The organism is Mesorhizobium sp. Mes31 (assembly GCF_024519675.1).
Taxonomy (GTDB): Bacteria; Pseudomonadota; Alphaproteobacteria; order Rhizobiales; family Rhizobiaceae; genus Mesorhizobium.
Genome location: NZ_JALJRL010000013.1, coordinates 124698 through 138892 on the forward strand (window position 1 = coordinate 124698; position 14195 = coordinate 138892).

Genomic DNA, 14195 nt, shown 5'->3' on the forward strand with positions numbered 1-14195 from the left:
CAAGTGTTTTAGCTATGAACGTGAACCGTCACCATTTTTCCCCCGCGCTGAGCCTTCTGGAGCAGTTCGCAGGTAGCCTTGGCGACAGGGACGTGGTGACCTCACTTCAGGCAGGGCTGATCGGCATCGACGCGGAGATGGACGGACCCTTTGGACGCAAGACGCTGGTCTATGCGGACTACGTGGCGTCGGGACGGGCGCTGCGCCAAGTCGAGCAGTTTGTGATCGAAAAGATTCTGCCATACTACGCGAACAGCCATACCGAGGCGTCGTTTTGCGGTGGCTTCATGAACCGCCTGCGCCGAGAAGCCCGCAGCACGGTCGCCGCCTTCTGCGGCGCGGATGAGCGCCACGCAGTTATATTCGCTGGCTCGGGCGCAACGGCGGGCATCAACCGCCTGACTGCTTTGCTGGGAATTCCCGGCGCGCTCGCGCGAGGTGAGACCCCGTGCGTCATCCTTGGTCCCTACGAGCATCACTCCAACATCCTGCCGTGGCGGGAAAGCGGTGCGGAAGTCGTCGAGATTAGCGAGGGCGCCGACTGTGGGCCAGATCTCGCCCAGCTCGCGGAAGTCCTCTCGCAGGTCGGCCCAGACCGATTGATCATCGGAGCCTTTTCCGCCGCGTCAAACGTCACCGGTATCCTGACCGACGTGGTCGCCGTCACGCGTCTTCTCAAGCAGGTCGGCGCAAAAGTGATCTGGGACTACGCCGGTGGAGGACCTTATCTGCCCATTTGCATGTCTCCTTCCGAAGACGCAGAGATCGACGCGATCGTTGTTTCTCCGCACAAGTTCCTGGGAGGTCCGGGTGCCTCCGGTGTGCTGGTGGTGCGTCAGGATGCTGTGGTCTCCGTCAAGCCGACTTGGCCAGGCGGTGGCACAGTGAAGTTCGTTTCTCCCAGCGGCCATGATTACAGCGACAGCGTCGAGGTCCGCGAGGAGGCCGGTACGCCCAACGTCATTGGTGATATCCGGGCGGCACTGTCCTTTCTGGTCAAGGATGCGATCGGCGAGAACAAGATTGCGCGGCGCAACCGCCAACTGACCGAACGCGCAATCGACGCCTGGGCATCCGTCGACGATCTCGAACTGCTGGGTCACTTAACTGCCGAACGCCTGCCGATTTTCTCATTTCGGCTTAGGAACGGCAGGGGCGGCTATGTCCATCAGCAACTCGTGACAAGAATGCTGAGCGACCGGTTCGGCATCCAGGCGCGCGGCGGCTGCGCCTGCGCAGGCCCCTATGTTCATCGCCTCCTCGCGATCGACGAAAGCGAGTCCGACCGTCTACGCCGTGCGATTCTCGGCGGCGACGAGATTACCAAGCCAGGCTTCACCCGACTGAATTTCAGTGTGCTGTTGCCGGACGATAAGGTCGATTACATCATCGACTCCGTCATCCAGCTCGCCGGGGATGCTGCTTCGTTCGAGGAGCGGTATGAGTTCGATCCCAAGCGCGCGATATTCTCTCCAGTGCAAGCGTGCGCACAAAACTGTTCCTGAACCAGATATTGCATTGAGGCTCGGCAACGGACGTTGCAGGCAATCCCTCACGATTGTGCTTGTGACCCCGAACGACATACGGCCGTTGCGCTGGAAGAACGCTTTTGTCAGCCAACGACATCTGAAAAATCGCTGGCAATCCTTGCAAGACTTGACTTAACCGCCGCCGCCGCCCTTGCCTAGTGCAGCCATATCCTTGAAAATCACGCAGTCCTTCCAAGGCGACATGGCGCAAAAGATCGAATTCAGCGGCAAGCGAGCATGGAAAACGTAAGCTCGACAATCGTCCTGGGCATTCCCATTCCGTCCGGCGACCCAGTCTTTCTGGCTGTTGTCGGCGGTCATGTTCTGTTCGGGCTCGCCGCCGCAATCACCGGCGCTGTCGCGATGCTCAGTCAAAAGGGGTATGGCCGGCACTCGAACTTCGGGATCATTTACTTCTGGTGCCTGTTCGGCGTGTTCGTCACCATGAGCGTTCTGTCGCTCATGCGTTGGGCGGAAAACGCCCACCTGTTCGCTCTAGGAACTGTTTCTTTCGTGTCTGCATGTTTCGGACGCACTGCCGCCCGACGGCACTGGCGCCAATGGCCCAGGCTGCATCTCACCGGCATGGGCGCGTCTTACATCGTGACCGCATTCTACGTCGACAACGGCAGGAACTTGCCTCTCTGGAAGGAGCTTCCGGACATTGCGTTTTGGAGTCTGCCTGGGGCGATCGGAATGCCGATAATCCTCTATGCCTTGCTTCGGCATAAACTGGTTCTGGACTTCGATCGCTCGCGAGCGCTGATCGCCAGATCCGTAAATTCAGACTGAGACACGATCGCCGTTCAGCGTCGGCTGACCATCGCCGGCCTGAACCGACTATACGGAAACGGTCGTTCTCCGGACAGAGAGTTCGAACTCGCTAACATCATGAAACAGCGCACTGTGGCGTAGAAGGATGAATCTAGGTAGCCTCCGGTACACGGCGCTACGGCTATCGAAAGGACGGCCCTATCTCTTGTCAAGCCGGCCAGTTTCTCGCCTTGTAAATCGAAGGAGAAAAAATGTTGTGATCGCACAATCCGTTATCACTTGCCCGAAGTGTAGCGCGGCGAAACTTGAGACGATGCCGACCGATGCCTGTCAATTTTTCTACGAGTGCTCCGGTTACGGTGTACTCCTGCGCCCGAAGTCCGGGGATTGCTGCGTGTTCTGTTCCTATGGGGACGTGCCATGTCCGCCGATCCAGGACGCGCGCTCGGGCGGTGGTGTAAAAGCCTGCAGCGGGCAAAGCGAGTCTGGCTGCCAATCGGTCTAAAAGCGTCACAATGCGCAGAGTGCTTGTGCAATCATGACAGCAACGCGGCCAGCGCAGAAAATGCGAATTTTTAGCCGCCGCAGCAGCCAGTCTTGGCCGGCGCCGCCATATCCTTGAAGATCACGCAATCCTGGCCGGGACCACCGGCACAGGCGACATTGCAGCGGGTGACGAAACTCTCGAGCCGCCGTTCGAGCAGGCGCAGCTCGGCCAGCCTCTGGCGCACCTCGTCAAGATGCACCTGGGCAATGTCGCGCGTCTCCGCGCAATCGCGCTCGGTGCTGATCGACAGGTCTAACAGCACGCGCACCTGATCGATGCCGAAGCCGAAATCCCGGCACTGCTTGATGAATGTAAGTCGCCCCAGATCGTCGGCGTCGTAGCTACGCTGGCCGCCGGCGGTGCGTGGGGCAGGGGGCAGCAGACCGATCTCCTCATAATAGCGAATGGTCGGCGTCGTGACGCCGGTGGCCTTGGCGAGCGCGCCGATGGTGAACATGCGGACGTGAAGATTCATCGCAAATACCTCTTGAACTTCAAGTCACTTGAAGGAGTACGCTATATTCATAGTGGTGCGAAAGGGAAATTTTTCGATGGGCTTTTTCGGAAATCGCGTTGTCCTTGTCCGTTGGACGTCGGCAATGCTGGCGATCTCGGCGCTCCTCTTCGCCGCCGCCGTCTTAATGGAAGGAAGCGGGCATAGCGAGCCCGCGCGCGTGGCCGCGCACAACGAAGCAGCCAAGGCAGGCGAACAGGCTGCGGGCGGCCATGATGAAGCTGCCGGGAACTCCAATGTGAAACAAGGTGGTGATAGCGCTGAGGTCGGCGAAACAAGCAGTCACGCCGAGGCCAGCGAATCGGGCGGTCGCTCCGAAGAAGCGATCCTTGGCATCGCCCTTGAAAACCCCTGGCTGGCATGGGGGTTCGTCGGTGCTTCAATCTTGCTCGCCGCCGCCGTCATGCGCTTTGGGGCCGTTGTGCGGCTTGGCAACGCGACGCTCTTGCTAGCCATCCTGCTGGCGGGTGTCGCGGCTATTCTCGATGGCCGCGAGGTAATCCTGCAACTCACTCGGGCCAACGCAAGCGTCGCGGGCTTGGTAGCGCTGACAGCGCTTGCCCACGCTGCGGTAGTCATCCTGGCCGTGCTGGCCTGGCAGGCCGCTTTCCCAAACGCCGGCCCGGTAATAAGGAGAAATACACAATGAACATCGGCAAGACGACCGCAGGCACTGGCCTTTTTCTGGTAGTCTGCGCGGCCTGCTGCGCGCCCCTGATTGCGCCGCCGATGATCGCCGCCGGCGGCGCCGGTTTGGTATTGGTTGGCCAGCTAGGCCTGGCTTTGGTGGTTGCCGTCGCCGGGCTTTATATTCTCTTACGCCGCAAAGCCGCGCCGAATGCCGATTTCCAGACGCTCATGGCAGCGGGTCAGTGCGGGTATGGTCCTTCTTGCGATGCCGGGTCCAATGAAGAAAAGCCGATCGCCTGCACACTCGATGCCGGCGACTTCAAGGAACGGGCGGCGGGCATCCGCGATCTTGCCCGGCGCTCGCTGCGGCAAGCATCGCGAACGCCGCTCACTCTAAGTCTCACCTATGAGCCGAAAGCGCTGGATGAGATACGCGACCTCGTCGCCAAGGAAAAAACCTGCTGCGCTTTCCTGACCTTCGACCTGACGAACGACGCGCGCGGCGTGTTCCTCACCATCACCGCGCCGCAGTCCGCGGCCGACGCGGCAGACCTGCTCTTCGATCACTTCGCCCCTGAACTCGCTGCGTCCAACCTCAAGGAGACTGCCTGAAATGCAACGTCGTCAATTCCTGATGCTCTCGGCCGCCGCTGGCATGGCCGCTGCCACCGGCCCAGTATTCGCCGACAATGGCGACGAAACGATTCCCGGCTTCGACGAAGCGCTCAAGGCAGGTGGCCCGATGTTGATCCACGTTACCGCGCCCTGGTGCGAAACCTGTCAGGCGCAAAAGCCGATCGTGGCGGCGCTGCTGGCGTCGCCGGACTTCAGGGCCATGAAGAAGTTCGACGTCGACTTCGACACGCAAAAGGAGATTCTGGCCCGCTATCGCGTGCAGATGCAAAGCACGATGATCGTCTACAAGGGCGGGAAAGAGATCGACCGGCAGACTGGCCAGACCGATCCGGCCGTCATAGAGGCGCTGTTGCGCGAGGCGCTCTGACATGCTGCTTGCCCTGCTTGCCGGTGTTCTCTCCATCCTCTCGCCCTGTGTGCTGCCGCTGCTGCCGGTCGTGCTCGCCGGCGCCGTGGCCGAACACCGGCTGGCGCCGCTGGGGCTCGCTGCAGGCGTCGCTGTCTCGTTCACCGCGATCGGCGTCTTCGTGGCCACCATCGGTTTTTCGATCGGGCTAGACATGACGGTGTTTCGATCGGCCGCCGCCGTGCTGCTGATACTATTGGGTGCGGTGCTGCTCGTGCCGCGCTTTCAGACTCAGTTTGCAACGGCGGCCGGTCCGGTGAGTAACTGGACGCAAAACCGCTTTGGTGGCGTGTCGACCTCCGGCATTTCGGGACAGTTCGGCGTTGGGCTGCTGCTGGGCGCTGTATGGACGCCTTGCGTCGGGCCGACGCTAGGGGCCGCTTCGATCATGGCAGCGCGCGGCGAAAATCTCGGTATGGTGGTGTTGACCATGCTGGCATTCGGCATCGGCACCTCGTTGCCGCTGCTGGCACTGGCACTGATGTCCCGCGAAGCGTTGCTACGCTGGCGAGGTCGGATGCTGAGTGCGTCCAGCGACATCAAGATGGCCCTCGGTGCCCTGCTTGTCATCGCCGGCGTCATGACCCTATCCGGCTTCGATCGCACGATACAAATCGGCCTCGAACGAGCCTTGCCGGACTGGCTGGTGGCCATCACCACGCGCATATGACAAGTTCGGCTGGCATGCCTGTCCTGTTCAGCACTTTCCTGACGTTCGCAGCGGCCGCGTTGGCCGAGATCGCCGGCTGTTTTGCCTTCTGGGCTTGGCTGCGACAGGGGAAATCGATCCTGTGGCTGGCGCCGGGTATCGCCTCGCTGATGCTGTTCGCCTACCTGCTGACGCTGGTGCCGAGCGATTATGCGGGGCGGGCTTACGCCGCCTATGGCGGCATCTATATCATCGCTTCCTTGCTGTGGCTGTGGCTGGCCGAAGGGCATCGGCCGGACACATGGGACCTGGCCGGAGGGGCGATCGCCATCGTTGCTGCAGGCGTCATCCTGTTCGCGCCACGCGGCGCCTAAACACGATAGCACGCCAGGTCCGAGTCAAGGTCGCCACGCAGGAGTTTGTTATGTATTGGAATCAATAGCGGCGTGCGTCTGTTGCATTGATATCCGGCGTCGAATGGCCAAATTGCATGGAAAGCACAACAATCATCCTGGGCATCCCCATTCCCTCCAGCAGTCCGATCTTTCTGGCTGTTGTCGGCGCCCATGTTCTGTTCGGGCTTGCCGCGGTGATCACAGGCGCTGTCGCGATGCTCAGTCAAAAAGGGCGTGGCCGCCACTCGAATTTCGGGGTCATTTACTTTTGGTGCCTGTTCGGCGTGTTCGTCACCATGAGCGCTCTGTCACTGATGCGTTGGGCGGAAAACTACCAGCTGTTCGCGCTAGGGACTGGTTCTTTCGTTTTGGCATGTCTAGGACGCACTGCCGCCCGACGACGCTGGCGCCAATGGCCCAGACTGCATCTCACCGGCATGGGCGCGTCCTACATCGTGTTGCTTACCGCATTCTACGTCGACAACGGCAAGAACCTGCCGCTGTGGAAGGAGCTTCCGGATATCGCGTTTTTGGGTTCTGCCTGGCGCCATCGGAATACCGATAATCCTCTACGCCTTGTTTCGACATAAGTTGGTTCTGGCGTTCGATCGCTCACGAGCGGCTATCGTCAAGTCCGTAAATTCAAACTGAGACACGACCGCCGTTCAGCGGCGGATACGTTCTGACGCTCCGGGCAACCGCAGTGATAACCGCCAACGCGTCGGCGGTACCGTCGGCTTCGCCCTTCTCAAAATCACCTTCGGCCTGACCCATCTGGTTTGTTACATGGGCGAAGCAGATCACGTGCTTGTGACGCGCCGCCGCAAACGCGTAGAGCGCGGCTGCTTCCATCTCGACTGCAGCAATTCCCTGCATCCGACGCGCTTCAATCGCACGCTCAGTTTCGCGAAAAGGGGCATCGGTGGTCCAGCTCGCCCCCGTGTGAATTGGTTCGGGCAAGTCCGTTAGGGAAGGGCGTACCCATGCAATCAGGTCGGCGTTGCCTTCGGCGAATTCAGCGGGCGGAGCGTAGTGGTGGCTTGTTCCTTCATCACGAAGGGCGCGGTCGATCAGCACGAAATACGGCGGCGGTCCGAGAGCTGTGATCTGACCGGCCGAGGTAATGCTGATCAGCAGGCGGCACCCCGAGGCAAACAGCTGCTCGGCGACCAGCACCGCGAACGAAGAACCGACCGCACAGCCAACGACGCCAAGCGTCTGGCCATCCAGCTCGAACTCGTCAAGGACGGTATGATAGCAGGCCCAGCCCGGTGAGGGGCGGGCGCGGCCATCTTTCCGCAAGCGGCGCACTATGTCGCCGTCCGGATCAAGGACGCATACGGCAGGCACGGGCTCCAAAGGCAGACCTTTCTGCCGCCGCGCTTCGCGCAGCATGTTTTCAACCTGAAACACGGACTCGGCCGAATAGTCCTTCAGCTCGAGCAACGGTGATCGCGGTATTGGTGGCGTCATGTTGCTTGTCCGAATACTTTTGGATGCGGGACCACTTCAGGCCGCGGCCTCAACTGGAAGGCCTGCCGCCTTCCATTCGGGATAGCCGTCCTCGAGCCGGTGAACGATATACCCTCGCGTCCGCAATGCCGCGACAGCCTCGAAGGACAGAATGCAATAAGGACCACGGCAATAGGCGATGACCTCCCTGTTCGCGGGAAGCTCCGCCAACCGGCGCTCGAGTTCAGTCAGCGGGATGTTGAGCGCTCCCGGAAGATGTCCGAGCGCAAATTCATCCTCCGACCGGACGTCGAGAACCGTGACAAGGCCGTCATGCAGCCTTGAGACAAGATCTTCGCGCGACACAGCCTCCAGTGCGTCGCGAGTGTGAAAATAGTCGGTCATGACGCGATTGACCTCGGCGACGTTCCGCTCGCCGACGCGCCCCAGGGCCTTCATCAATTCGACCACCTGGGCATCTCCGGCAAGACGATAAAGCACATGCTTACCGTGCCGCTGCGCCTCGACAAGTCGCGCGCGTCGAAGGATTTGAAGGTGGCGTGAGGCGTTGGCAAAGTTGAGGCCCGCTCGCGCCGCAAGCCCCTCGACGCTGCGTTCGCCCTGGGCGAGATGCTCCAGCAATTCCAGTCGGTGCGCATGCCCGAGCGCCTGAGCGACTTCGGCAAGGCTGGCGAAGATCGCCTGTTTTGGCCCGATGCTTGACATGCGACCTTCTCGATGAAACATTCAGCAGAATAATTGAATGTTATCCAGGAGAGGAAGAGAGCGCAAGCCATGATCCTCCGTCAATTCCTCCATTCCGATCCCGTCGCCGCTTCCTACCTGTTCGGCTGCGGCGGCAAGTCGGCCGCCGCCGTCGTCGATCCGGTCGGCGAGATCGCGCCCTATCTTAGGGTTGCCGAGGCAACCGGCATGCGCATCCTCTACGTGGTCGACACGCACATTCATGCCGACCACATTTCCACCGGGCGCTCGCTCGCCGCAGCTTCCGGCGCGCAATACGTGCTCTTCGATGGCGCGCAAGCCGGTTTCCCGTTTCGGGGCGCCAAGGACGGCGAGGTGCTTGAGCTGGGTAACGTGACCATGACCGTCATGCACACGCCCGGGCACACGCCGGAGCACATCTCGCTCCTGGTCACCGACAGGACACGCGCGGCCGAGCCATGGTTCGTGCTGACAGGCCACACGCTCATGGTTGGCGATCTTGGACGAACCGAACTTGCAACCAGCGCCGAGGCCGGTGCGCGGACGCTGTTTTCCAGCGTGCGCCGTCTCAAGCAACTGCCAGATCACGTCGAGGTGCTGCCAGGCGCCTATTCCGGCTCGGTCTGCGGGCGCTCGCTCAGCGGCAAGCCGACATCCACGATTGGCTTCGAAAAGCGCTTCAACAAGGCATTCCGCATCGAGGACGAGGACGCTTTCGTTGCTATGATGATCGCCGACATACCGCCCCCGCCGTCGGATGCGGCGCGCAACCGCGCCGCCAATGCCGGCCTGGCCGCCGCTGTGGCCTGACCGGTGAGCAATGTGGCATCGGTTTCGCGGTCAGCAGGCTCGACCGTCAGGCTTGGGCTCAAGGAAAACTGGCGGCAGTTTGCTCTCCTGATGCTGGTGAATGCCTTTGTCGGCGGCATGGTCGGGGTCGAACGAACGGTCGTGCCGCTCATCGGGTCGGAAGAGTTCGGCATCACGTCGACGACACTCGTCGTCTCCTTCATCGTCAGCTTCGGCGTGGTCAAGGCGCTTGCCAATCTCGTCTCGGGCCAGCTCGCCGATAGCTGGGGGCGCAAGCGCGTTCTCGTCCTCGGCTGGCTTGTCGGCTTGCCGGTCCCGTTCATGATCATCTGGGCCCCGAGCTGGGGATGGGTGATTGCGGCCAATGCACTGCTCGGCATCAACCAGGGACTGGCCTGGTCGATGACGGTGATCATGAAGGTCGATCTCGTCGGCCCGAAGTCGCGCGGCCTTGCCGTCGGCCTCAATGAATTTGCCGGCTATCTCGCCGTCGGCGTAACGGCGTTCCTCACCGGCTATCTTGCTTCGCGATACGGATTGCGGCCGGTGCCGATCTATCTCGGGATCGGCTACGCGGTCATTGGCGCCATGCTATCGATCCTGCTGGTCCGCGACACGCGCGACCACCTCCGGCTGGAGGCATCCACTCACGCACAGCAATCCGCGCCGATAAGCTTCCGGGAGGTCTTCGCGCTGACTTCGTTCCGGGATCGCAATCTATTCGCGGCCTCGCAAGCCGGCCTCGTCAACAACCTCAACGACGGCATGAGCTGGGGCATATTCCCGCTGTTCTTCGTTTCTTTCGGACTTGGCGTCGAGCGCATCGGCATCCTGAAGGCGATCTATCCCGCGACATGGGGAATCCTGCAGATCGTCACCGGCCCCTTGAGCGATCGCTGGGGTCGCAAGGGCCTGATCGTCGCCGGAATGTGGATCCAGGCCGGCGGCCTGTTTCTCACCGCGGCCACAAGCCGGTTCGAATGGTGGCTTATCGGAAGTCTTCTTCTCGGCCTTGGAACCGCAATGGTCTATCCAAGTCTGATCGCGGCCGTTTCCGACGCCTCGCATCCAACCTGGCGCGCCCGCTCGCTCAGCGTTTATCGATTCTGGCGCGATTTCGGCTACGCGATCGGCGCGCTCTCCGCAGGTCTCATCGCCGATCGGTTCGGGCTGTCATGGGCGATCACATCGATCGCCGCATTGACGTTTCTCTCTGGGGCCATAGTCGCGCTCATCATGCGCGAGCGTTCGGGTGGCCTTCTTGATCTCGCGCAAGATACCGAGCCACCAGGCGGTGTAAGATAACGTTATGACTTGTGAAGGAAGCAATTTGCCAGTGTCGGTCATCACGGAGCAAGCCAATGGAGACATTTCCAACCAGGAACTTCGCCGCGGCGATTGCGGTTCTGGTCCTCTTGCCTGGTTCAGCATGGGCACAGGCACCGGCTGACACGGATAGATACGCTTATGGCCCGCACATGATGTGGTGGGGTGGAGGCTGGTACGCCATGATTTTCGGTCCACTGTTCATGATCCTGATGCTTGCGGTGCTGATCGCCGCCGTAGTCGTTCTCCTGCGTTGGATAGGCGGTCCATGGCAGGGAACAGTGCTCCCACATTACACGCCCCCGGGCCGCACATCACTCGACATTCTCAAGGAACGCTTTGCGCGCGGGGAGATCGACAAGGACGAGTTCGAAGAGCGCCGACGCGTGCTCGGCGAATAAGCCACCTTCGCCGAACGGTTGAGGGCTGCAAAAGTCGCTGCCCGACGGAAGTACTTTCGACCAGCCGAAGAAGGGACGCTTGTGCAGATACTGCTCATCCTTAATGACCCGCCTTACGGTACGGAGCGTTGCTACAATGGCCTTCGGCTTGCTCTTGCTCTCATCAAGAGCAAGCCTGAAACCGTGATCACCGTGTTTCTGATGGCAGATGCCGTGGCGGCAGCGAAAGCGGGCCAGAAGACTCCCGACGGCTACTACAATCTTGAACGCATGCTGAAGGGGGTGGTACTCGGCAAGGGACAGGTTCTGCTGTGCGGCACCTGCATGGAAGCGCGCGGCCTTGCAGACACCGAGATGGTGCCAGGCGCGCAACGCAGCAGTATGGCGGAACTCGCTGCCGCCACGCTCGCCGCCGACAAGGTGCTGGTGTTCTGAACAGCTGCCGAGAAGTCGCTGGACATGGCTTTGATCTATCTCGACTATAACACCAGCGCGCCGATCGATCCGGCGGTTGCGGCAGCCAGCTCAAAAGCCGATGGCATGAGTCCGACGCGGGCGACGGCTTCGGGTCTCGTTCGATGGGCCGATACCTCGCCGGCGTAGCGCGCGCTTCGGGTGTTCGTTCACGTGTTCTGGGGAAAGGACGCGCGTTTCCTCCAAATCGATGAGCGTTTTTCACCAGATTCCGGCAAGATAGTCGACCGGGGGCGGGTCGGCCTGATATCCAATGTCTCTCATGGACTCGCTTACACTCATTTTTCGGTTCATTGGCGTTGCGCAACTGGCCATCATCGCCGGCCTGGCCATCCTCTCCGCCTCTTGGCGCCGATTAGCGAGGCGATCACCACCATCGAAAGGCACATCAGGATCTGATTGATCCCGGCCACGATTGAGGGTCGCGAGCTGCAGGTCCACCCTTGTCAGCAGAAACCATTTTGTCGTGCCATGGGCTTGCGCGGCCTCGCGGATGGCTGACGGAACGCCTTGCGGGCCAAGCGCCGTCAACCGCGCCGCCAGCGGCGTTCCGAAGATCAGCGTTACTAAAAATCCCGGCGGTTGAAGGGGTATACCGTGGTGGATATCCAGAGGCGGACGTGAGCACGAACTCCCGCGCGATGTTCCAGAGGTCTTAAGCAGTCGTTCAGCCAACTAAGCCAATATGGCGGTTGGAGTACGACCATGAATTCCCGCTACTTGAACGGCCTGAAAAAGATGATCATTCGGCATCGCTTCACATTGATAGATATCGCAATGATCGCCGCCGTCGTGATCGCAGCGGGCTTTGGGATATGGCAGTCCGACGTATTCCCAAACGAATCCGCGACTGCGCGGAAGCTTGTTTTCGAACTTGACGAGATATTCGCCGTTTGCGCGCTGGGCTTTGCCCTGTTTGCCTGGTCGCGGCTTCGCGCTCAACGCCGGGAAATGCGTCGCCGGCGCGCGGCCGAAGAGGAAGCTCGCGCCTTGGCATTCGAAGATACCCTCACCGGTCTGCCCAATCGGCGCCAATTCGACGCGGCGCTGAGGGCCGCCCTCGCAGCGCCTCCCGGTGCGGACGCAGTGCATGCGGTGTTCATGCTCGATCTCAACGGCTTCAAGCGCATCAACGACCTTCATGGACATCCTGTCGGGGACGAAGCACTGGTCCAGACAGCGATCCGCCTCCGCAAGGCCATTCGGGACGGTGACATGGTCGCGCGGTTGGGAGGCGATGAATTCGCGGTGCTGGCACGCCACCTTGCCGGCGCCGAAGCAGCCGCAACCCTAGCCCTTAGGATGATCGAGGCCTTGAAAGATCCTGTGCACACGGATTCCGGCGAGCATTCGATAGGCGCGGGGATCGGGATCGCGCTTACACCCGATGATGGGGTGGAAGCAGAAACCCTTTTGCGCAAAGCTGACGTCGCGCTCTACCGCGCTAAGGCTGTGGGTCCAAGCGCACTTCGCTTCTTCGAGGTGGAGATGGACCATCACATTCGCGAACGCGACGTTTTGGAGCGCGACCTTCGTGCGGCGATTGGTACGAAGAAGATAGAGGTCATCTACCAACCGCGCATCGATTTGAAGAGTGGCGTGATCACCAGCTTTGAAGCAGCGCCGACGTGGACCCATGATCAATACGGGGATCTGGACGCGGCCCGTCTTATCGCCATTGCGGAGACGGCTGGTCTCGTACAAGCGCTTGTCGACGATCTCTTGCGCGCCGCCTGCAGGGATGCAGCCGCATGGGGAGGGGATGTTATACTGTCCGTGGGAATCCCTCCCGCGCTTCTGAAGGACGATACACTTGGATTGCGTATCGTAGCTATTCTTGGTGAGAGCGGGTTGGCGGCGTCCCGTCTCGAATTAGAAATCTCCGAAAGCGCCTTGGTTGCCGACCTTGAAGCTGCCAAACGTGTTCTCGGCGACATTCACGAAACCGGAGTCAAAATCGCCGTCAACAATTTCGGAACAGGATATTCGAGCCTTTATCATCTGCGCAATTTCAAGGTTGATACCTTGAAAATCGATCGCAGCTTTGTGCAGGCCATGGCTGAGCACCCCGAGAGCGCTGCAATCGTACGCGCCCTGGTAGGGCTGGGTTCAGGCCTGGGTCTGACAGTGGCGGCCGAAGGCGTTCAGGATGAGCAGCAGCAGACGATGCTCGTCAATGAGGGCTGTCAGCAGGCCCAGGGCTTTTTGTTTGGTCGGCCCGTTACGGCTGACGAAGCTTGGGAACTTCTCAAAGCTACTCCTGGCGCAACTCGCGCCTTCCGCTGACACACCACGGCGAATAGGGTCCGACCGGTCATTTTTCATCTCAACCGCTATCGTTCATCTCAACCGCTATCGCATCCAGCGCGCACGGGTCATAGGCTCTACGATTAGGCTGCCGGCATCATTCAAGCAGCTCGGAAAGGGTTCACACCGTTGCCGCGTGAGGGGAGCTAGGTGGAGTAAGCCCGCCGTATAAGCAAGGGTCTCCTTCTGCTTCGATCGCCAAGTCAGGCGGGAGAGCGACCTTGATTTTGCGGGCAGCAATTCCCTTCGCCTTCTAGATTGGACAGCGGCTCGTTGAAGAGAAAGACCTGTGGGTCGCCCACGATGGCGCGACTCATGGCGACGTGCTGTCGCTGGCCCGCCGGAGAGTTGCCGCGGATACCGATCAAGGAGTGGCAATACCATGGCGATGTCGCACTGCTTCGGCGGAAGGTCGTTCACCACCCGGTCCCGGTGCAGAGCTAAGCCGCCAACGAGCCGCTTGGTCGGGCGCCTATGACAATGGCATAGTACATGGGGAACTGTTCAGCAGCGCATGACGTGGAATGCGTGAAAAGGGGCCATTCCACGTTCATTTCCCGCTCGGACACTTGCTGCCGCATCGTGTCAGGTCCGCCTCGTTTGCGCCAATGACGCGCAA

The 14195-nt window shown here is 60.7% G+C and carries 18 protein-coding genes and 1 pseudogene; 15 read left to right on the top strand and 4 right to left on the bottom strand.

From position 1 onward, the window contains the following. Window positions 1-14 precede the first annotated feature (14 nt). From NR193_RS22120 to NR193_RS33485, 3 genes are all read left to right on the top strand, one after another. Window positions 15-1505 (top strand): aminotransferase class V-fold PLP-dependent enzyme, encoded by a 1491-nt coding sequence (locus tag NR193_RS22120; RefSeq protein ID WP_256752879.1) that lies wholly within the window; start codon window positions 15-17, stop codon window positions 1503-1505. 261 nt (window positions 1506-1766) lie between these two features. Then, window positions 1767-2321, top strand: a complete 555-nt coding sequence (locus NR193_RS22125; RefSeq protein ID WP_256752880.1) for a hypothetical protein — start codon at window positions 1767-1769, stop codon at window positions 2319-2321. 238 nt (window positions 2322-2559) lie between these two features. After that, window positions 2560-2808: a GDCCVxC domain-containing (seleno)protein gene (locus NR193_RS33485; RefSeq protein ID WP_309145401.1), complete on the top strand. Its 249-nt coding sequence runs from the start codon at window positions 2560-2562 to the stop codon at window positions 2806-2808. 70 nt (window positions 2809-2878) lie between these two features. On the opposite strand, the gene NR193_RS22135 is transcribed toward NR193_RS33485, so the two are convergent. After that, window positions 2879-3325, bottom strand: coding sequence for a helix-turn-helix domain-containing protein (locus NR193_RS22135; protein WP_256752882.1), 447 nt, complete (start codon window positions 3323-3325; stop codon window positions 2879-2881). Between the two features lie 76 nt (window positions 3326-3401). Here NR193_RS22135 and NR193_RS22140 point away from each other — a divergent pair, with 76 nt between their 5' ends. The 6 genes from NR193_RS22140 to NR193_RS22165 all read left to right on the top strand — a co-directional run bounded on the left by NR193_RS22140 (window position 3402) and on the right by NR193_RS22165 (window position 6670). Next, window positions 3402-4013 carry a hypothetical protein gene (locus NR193_RS22140; RefSeq protein WP_256752883.1) on the top strand — a complete coding sequence of 204 codons (612 nt, stop codon included), beginning with the start codon at window positions 3402-3404 and terminating at the stop codon, window positions 4011-4013. Continuing rightward, complete coding sequence (locus tag NR193_RS22145; RefSeq protein ID WP_256752884.1) at window positions 4010-4606, top strand: hypothetical protein; 597 nt, start codon at window positions 4010-4012, stop codon at window positions 4604-4606. Before NR193_RS22140 ends, NR193_RS22145 begins: the two co-directional genes overlap by 4 nt. Before the next feature lies 1 nt (window position 4607). Next, window positions 4608-4997 (top strand): thioredoxin family protein, encoded by a 390-nt coding sequence (locus NR193_RS22150; protein ID WP_256752885.1) that lies wholly within the window; start codon window positions 4608-4610, stop codon window positions 4995-4997. 1 nt (window position 4998) lies between these two features. Further along, a complete protein-coding gene (locus NR193_RS22155; protein WP_256752886.1) occupies window positions 4999-5706 on the top strand; it encodes a cytochrome c biogenesis CcdA family protein in 708 nt (235 codons plus the stop codon). Then, window positions 5703-6059, top strand: coding sequence for a YnfA family protein (locus tag NR193_RS22160; protein WP_256752887.1), 357 nt, complete (start codon window positions 5703-5705; stop codon window positions 6057-6059). The genes NR193_RS22155 and NR193_RS22160 overlap by 4 nt, the downstream gene beginning before the upstream one ends. A gap of 116 nt (window positions 6060-6175) precedes the next feature. Next, the gene (locus tag NR193_RS22165) at window positions 6176-6670 is read left to right on the top strand and encodes a hypothetical protein (RefSeq protein ID WP_256752888.1); all 495 of its coding nucleotides are present in this window, start codon (window positions 6176-6178) and stop codon (window positions 6668-6670) included. A 52-nt stretch (window positions 6671-6722) separates the two neighbouring features. On the opposite strand, the gene NR193_RS22170 is transcribed toward NR193_RS22165, so the two are convergent. Next, window positions 6723-7553: a nucleoside phosphorylase gene (locus NR193_RS22170; protein ID WP_375162726.1), complete on the bottom strand. Its 831-nt coding sequence runs from the start codon at window positions 7551-7553 to the stop codon at window positions 6723-6725. 36 nt (window positions 7554-7589) lie between these two features. Next, on the bottom strand, window positions 7590-8258 hold the full coding sequence (locus NR193_RS22175; protein WP_256752889.1) for a metalloregulator ArsR/SmtB family transcription factor: 669 nt from the start codon (window positions 8256-8258) through the stop codon (window positions 7590-7592). A gap of 69 nt (window positions 8259-8327) precedes the next feature. Between NR193_RS22175 and NR193_RS22180 the strand changes: the two genes are divergently transcribed. The 6 genes from NR193_RS22180 (at window position 8328) to NR193_RS22205 (ending at window position 13555) form a co-directional block, all read left to right on the top strand. Then, window positions 8328-9068 carry an MBL fold metallo-hydrolase gene (locus NR193_RS22180; RefSeq protein ID WP_256752890.1) on the top strand — a complete coding sequence of 247 codons (741 nt, stop codon included), beginning with the start codon at window positions 8328-8330 and terminating at the stop codon, window positions 9066-9068. A gap of 90 nt (window positions 9069-9158) precedes the next feature. Beyond that, the gene (locus NR193_RS22185) at window positions 9159-10373 is read left to right on the top strand and encodes an MFS transporter (protein WP_256752934.1); all 1215 of its coding nucleotides are present in this window, start codon (window positions 9159-9161) and stop codon (window positions 10371-10373) included. A gap of 56 nt (window positions 10374-10429) precedes the next feature. Beyond that, complete coding sequence (locus NR193_RS33490) at window positions 10430-10795, top strand: SHOCT domain-containing protein (RefSeq protein WP_306280402.1); 366 nt, start codon at window positions 10430-10432, stop codon at window positions 10793-10795. Between the two features lie 81 nt (window positions 10796-10876). Beyond that, window positions 10877-11230 carry a DsrE/DsrF/TusD sulfur relay family protein gene (locus tag NR193_RS22195; protein ID WP_256752891.1) on the top strand — a complete coding sequence of 118 codons (354 nt, stop codon included), beginning with the start codon at window positions 10877-10879 and terminating at the stop codon, window positions 11228-11230. A 24-nt stretch (window positions 11231-11254) separates the two neighbouring features. Beyond that, window positions 11255-11398, top strand: coding sequence for a hypothetical protein (locus NR193_RS22200; RefSeq protein ID WP_256752892.1), 144 nt, complete (start codon window positions 11255-11257; stop codon window positions 11396-11398). A 576-nt stretch (window positions 11399-11974) separates the two neighbouring features. Further along, a complete protein-coding gene (locus NR193_RS22205; RefSeq protein ID WP_256752893.1) occupies window positions 11975-13555 on the top strand; it encodes a bifunctional diguanylate cyclase/phosphodiesterase in 1581 nt (526 codons plus the stop codon). A gap of 266 nt (window positions 13556-13821) precedes the next feature. Here NR193_RS22205 and NR193_RS22210 read toward each other — a convergent pair. Next, window positions 13822-13957, bottom strand: a pseudogene (locus NR193_RS22210) (ATP-binding cassette domain-containing protein); the annotation flags it as partial. Window positions 13958-14195 lie beyond the last annotated feature (238 nt).

What these genes read in the sequence shown, in the direction of transcription:
- NR193_RS22120 (WP_256752879.1), top strand. Translation starts at nt 15, where the DNA reads ATGAACGTGAACCGTCACCATTTTTCCCCCGCGCTGAGCCTTCTGGAG.
- NR193_RS22125 (WP_256752880.1), top strand. Translation starts at nt 1,767, where the DNA reads ATGGAAAACGTAAGCTCGACAATCGTCCTGGGCATTCCCATTCCGTCC.
- NR193_RS22135 (WP_256752882.1), bottom strand. Translation starts at nt 3,325, where the DNA reads ATGAATCTTCACGTCCGCATGTTCACCATCGGCGCGCTCGCCAAGGCC.
- NR193_RS22140 (WP_256752883.1), top strand. Translation starts at nt 3,402, where the DNA reads ATGGGCTTTTTCGGAAATCGCGTTGTCCTTGTCCGTTGGACGTCGGCA.
- NR193_RS22145 (WP_256752884.1), top strand. Translation starts at nt 4,010, where the DNA reads ATGAACATCGGCAAGACGACCGCAGGCACTGGCCTTTTTCTGGTAGTC.
- NR193_RS22150 (WP_256752885.1), top strand. Translation starts at nt 4,608, where the DNA reads ATGCAACGTCGTCAATTCCTGATGCTCTCGGCCGCCGCTGGCATGGCC.
- NR193_RS22155 (WP_256752886.1), top strand. Translation starts at nt 4,999, where the DNA reads ATGCTGCTTGCCCTGCTTGCCGGTGTTCTCTCCATCCTCTCGCCCTGT.
- NR193_RS22160 (WP_256752887.1), top strand. Translation starts at nt 5,703, where the DNA reads ATGACAAGTTCGGCTGGCATGCCTGTCCTGTTCAGCACTTTCCTGACG.
- NR193_RS22165 (WP_256752888.1), top strand. Translation starts at nt 6,176, where the DNA reads ATGGAAAGCACAACAATCATCCTGGGCATCCCCATTCCCTCCAGCAGT.
- NR193_RS22170 (WP_375162726.1), bottom strand. Translation starts at nt 7,553, where the DNA reads ATGACGCCACCAATACCGCGATCACCGTTGCTCGAGCTGAAGGACTAT.
- NR193_RS22175 (WP_256752889.1), bottom strand. Translation starts at nt 8,258, where the DNA reads ATGTCAAGCATCGGGCCAAAACAGGCGATCTTCGCCAGCCTTGCCGAA.
- NR193_RS22180 (WP_256752890.1), top strand. Translation starts at nt 8,328, where the DNA reads ATGATCCTCCGTCAATTCCTCCATTCCGATCCCGTCGCCGCTTCCTAC.
- NR193_RS22185 (WP_256752934.1), top strand. Translation starts at nt 9,159, where the DNA reads ATGCTGGTGAATGCCTTTGTCGGCGGCATGGTCGGGGTCGAACGAACG.
- NR193_RS33490 (WP_306280402.1), top strand. Translation starts at nt 10,430, where the DNA reads ATGGAGACATTTCCAACCAGGAACTTCGCCGCGGCGATTGCGGTTCTG.
- NR193_RS22200 (WP_256752892.1), top strand. Translation starts at nt 11,255, where the DNA reads ATGGCTTTGATCTATCTCGACTATAACACCAGCGCGCCGATCGATCCG.
- NR193_RS22205 (WP_256752893.1), top strand. Translation starts at nt 11,975, where the DNA reads ATGAATTCCCGCTACTTGAACGGCCTGAAAAAGATGATCATTCGGCAT.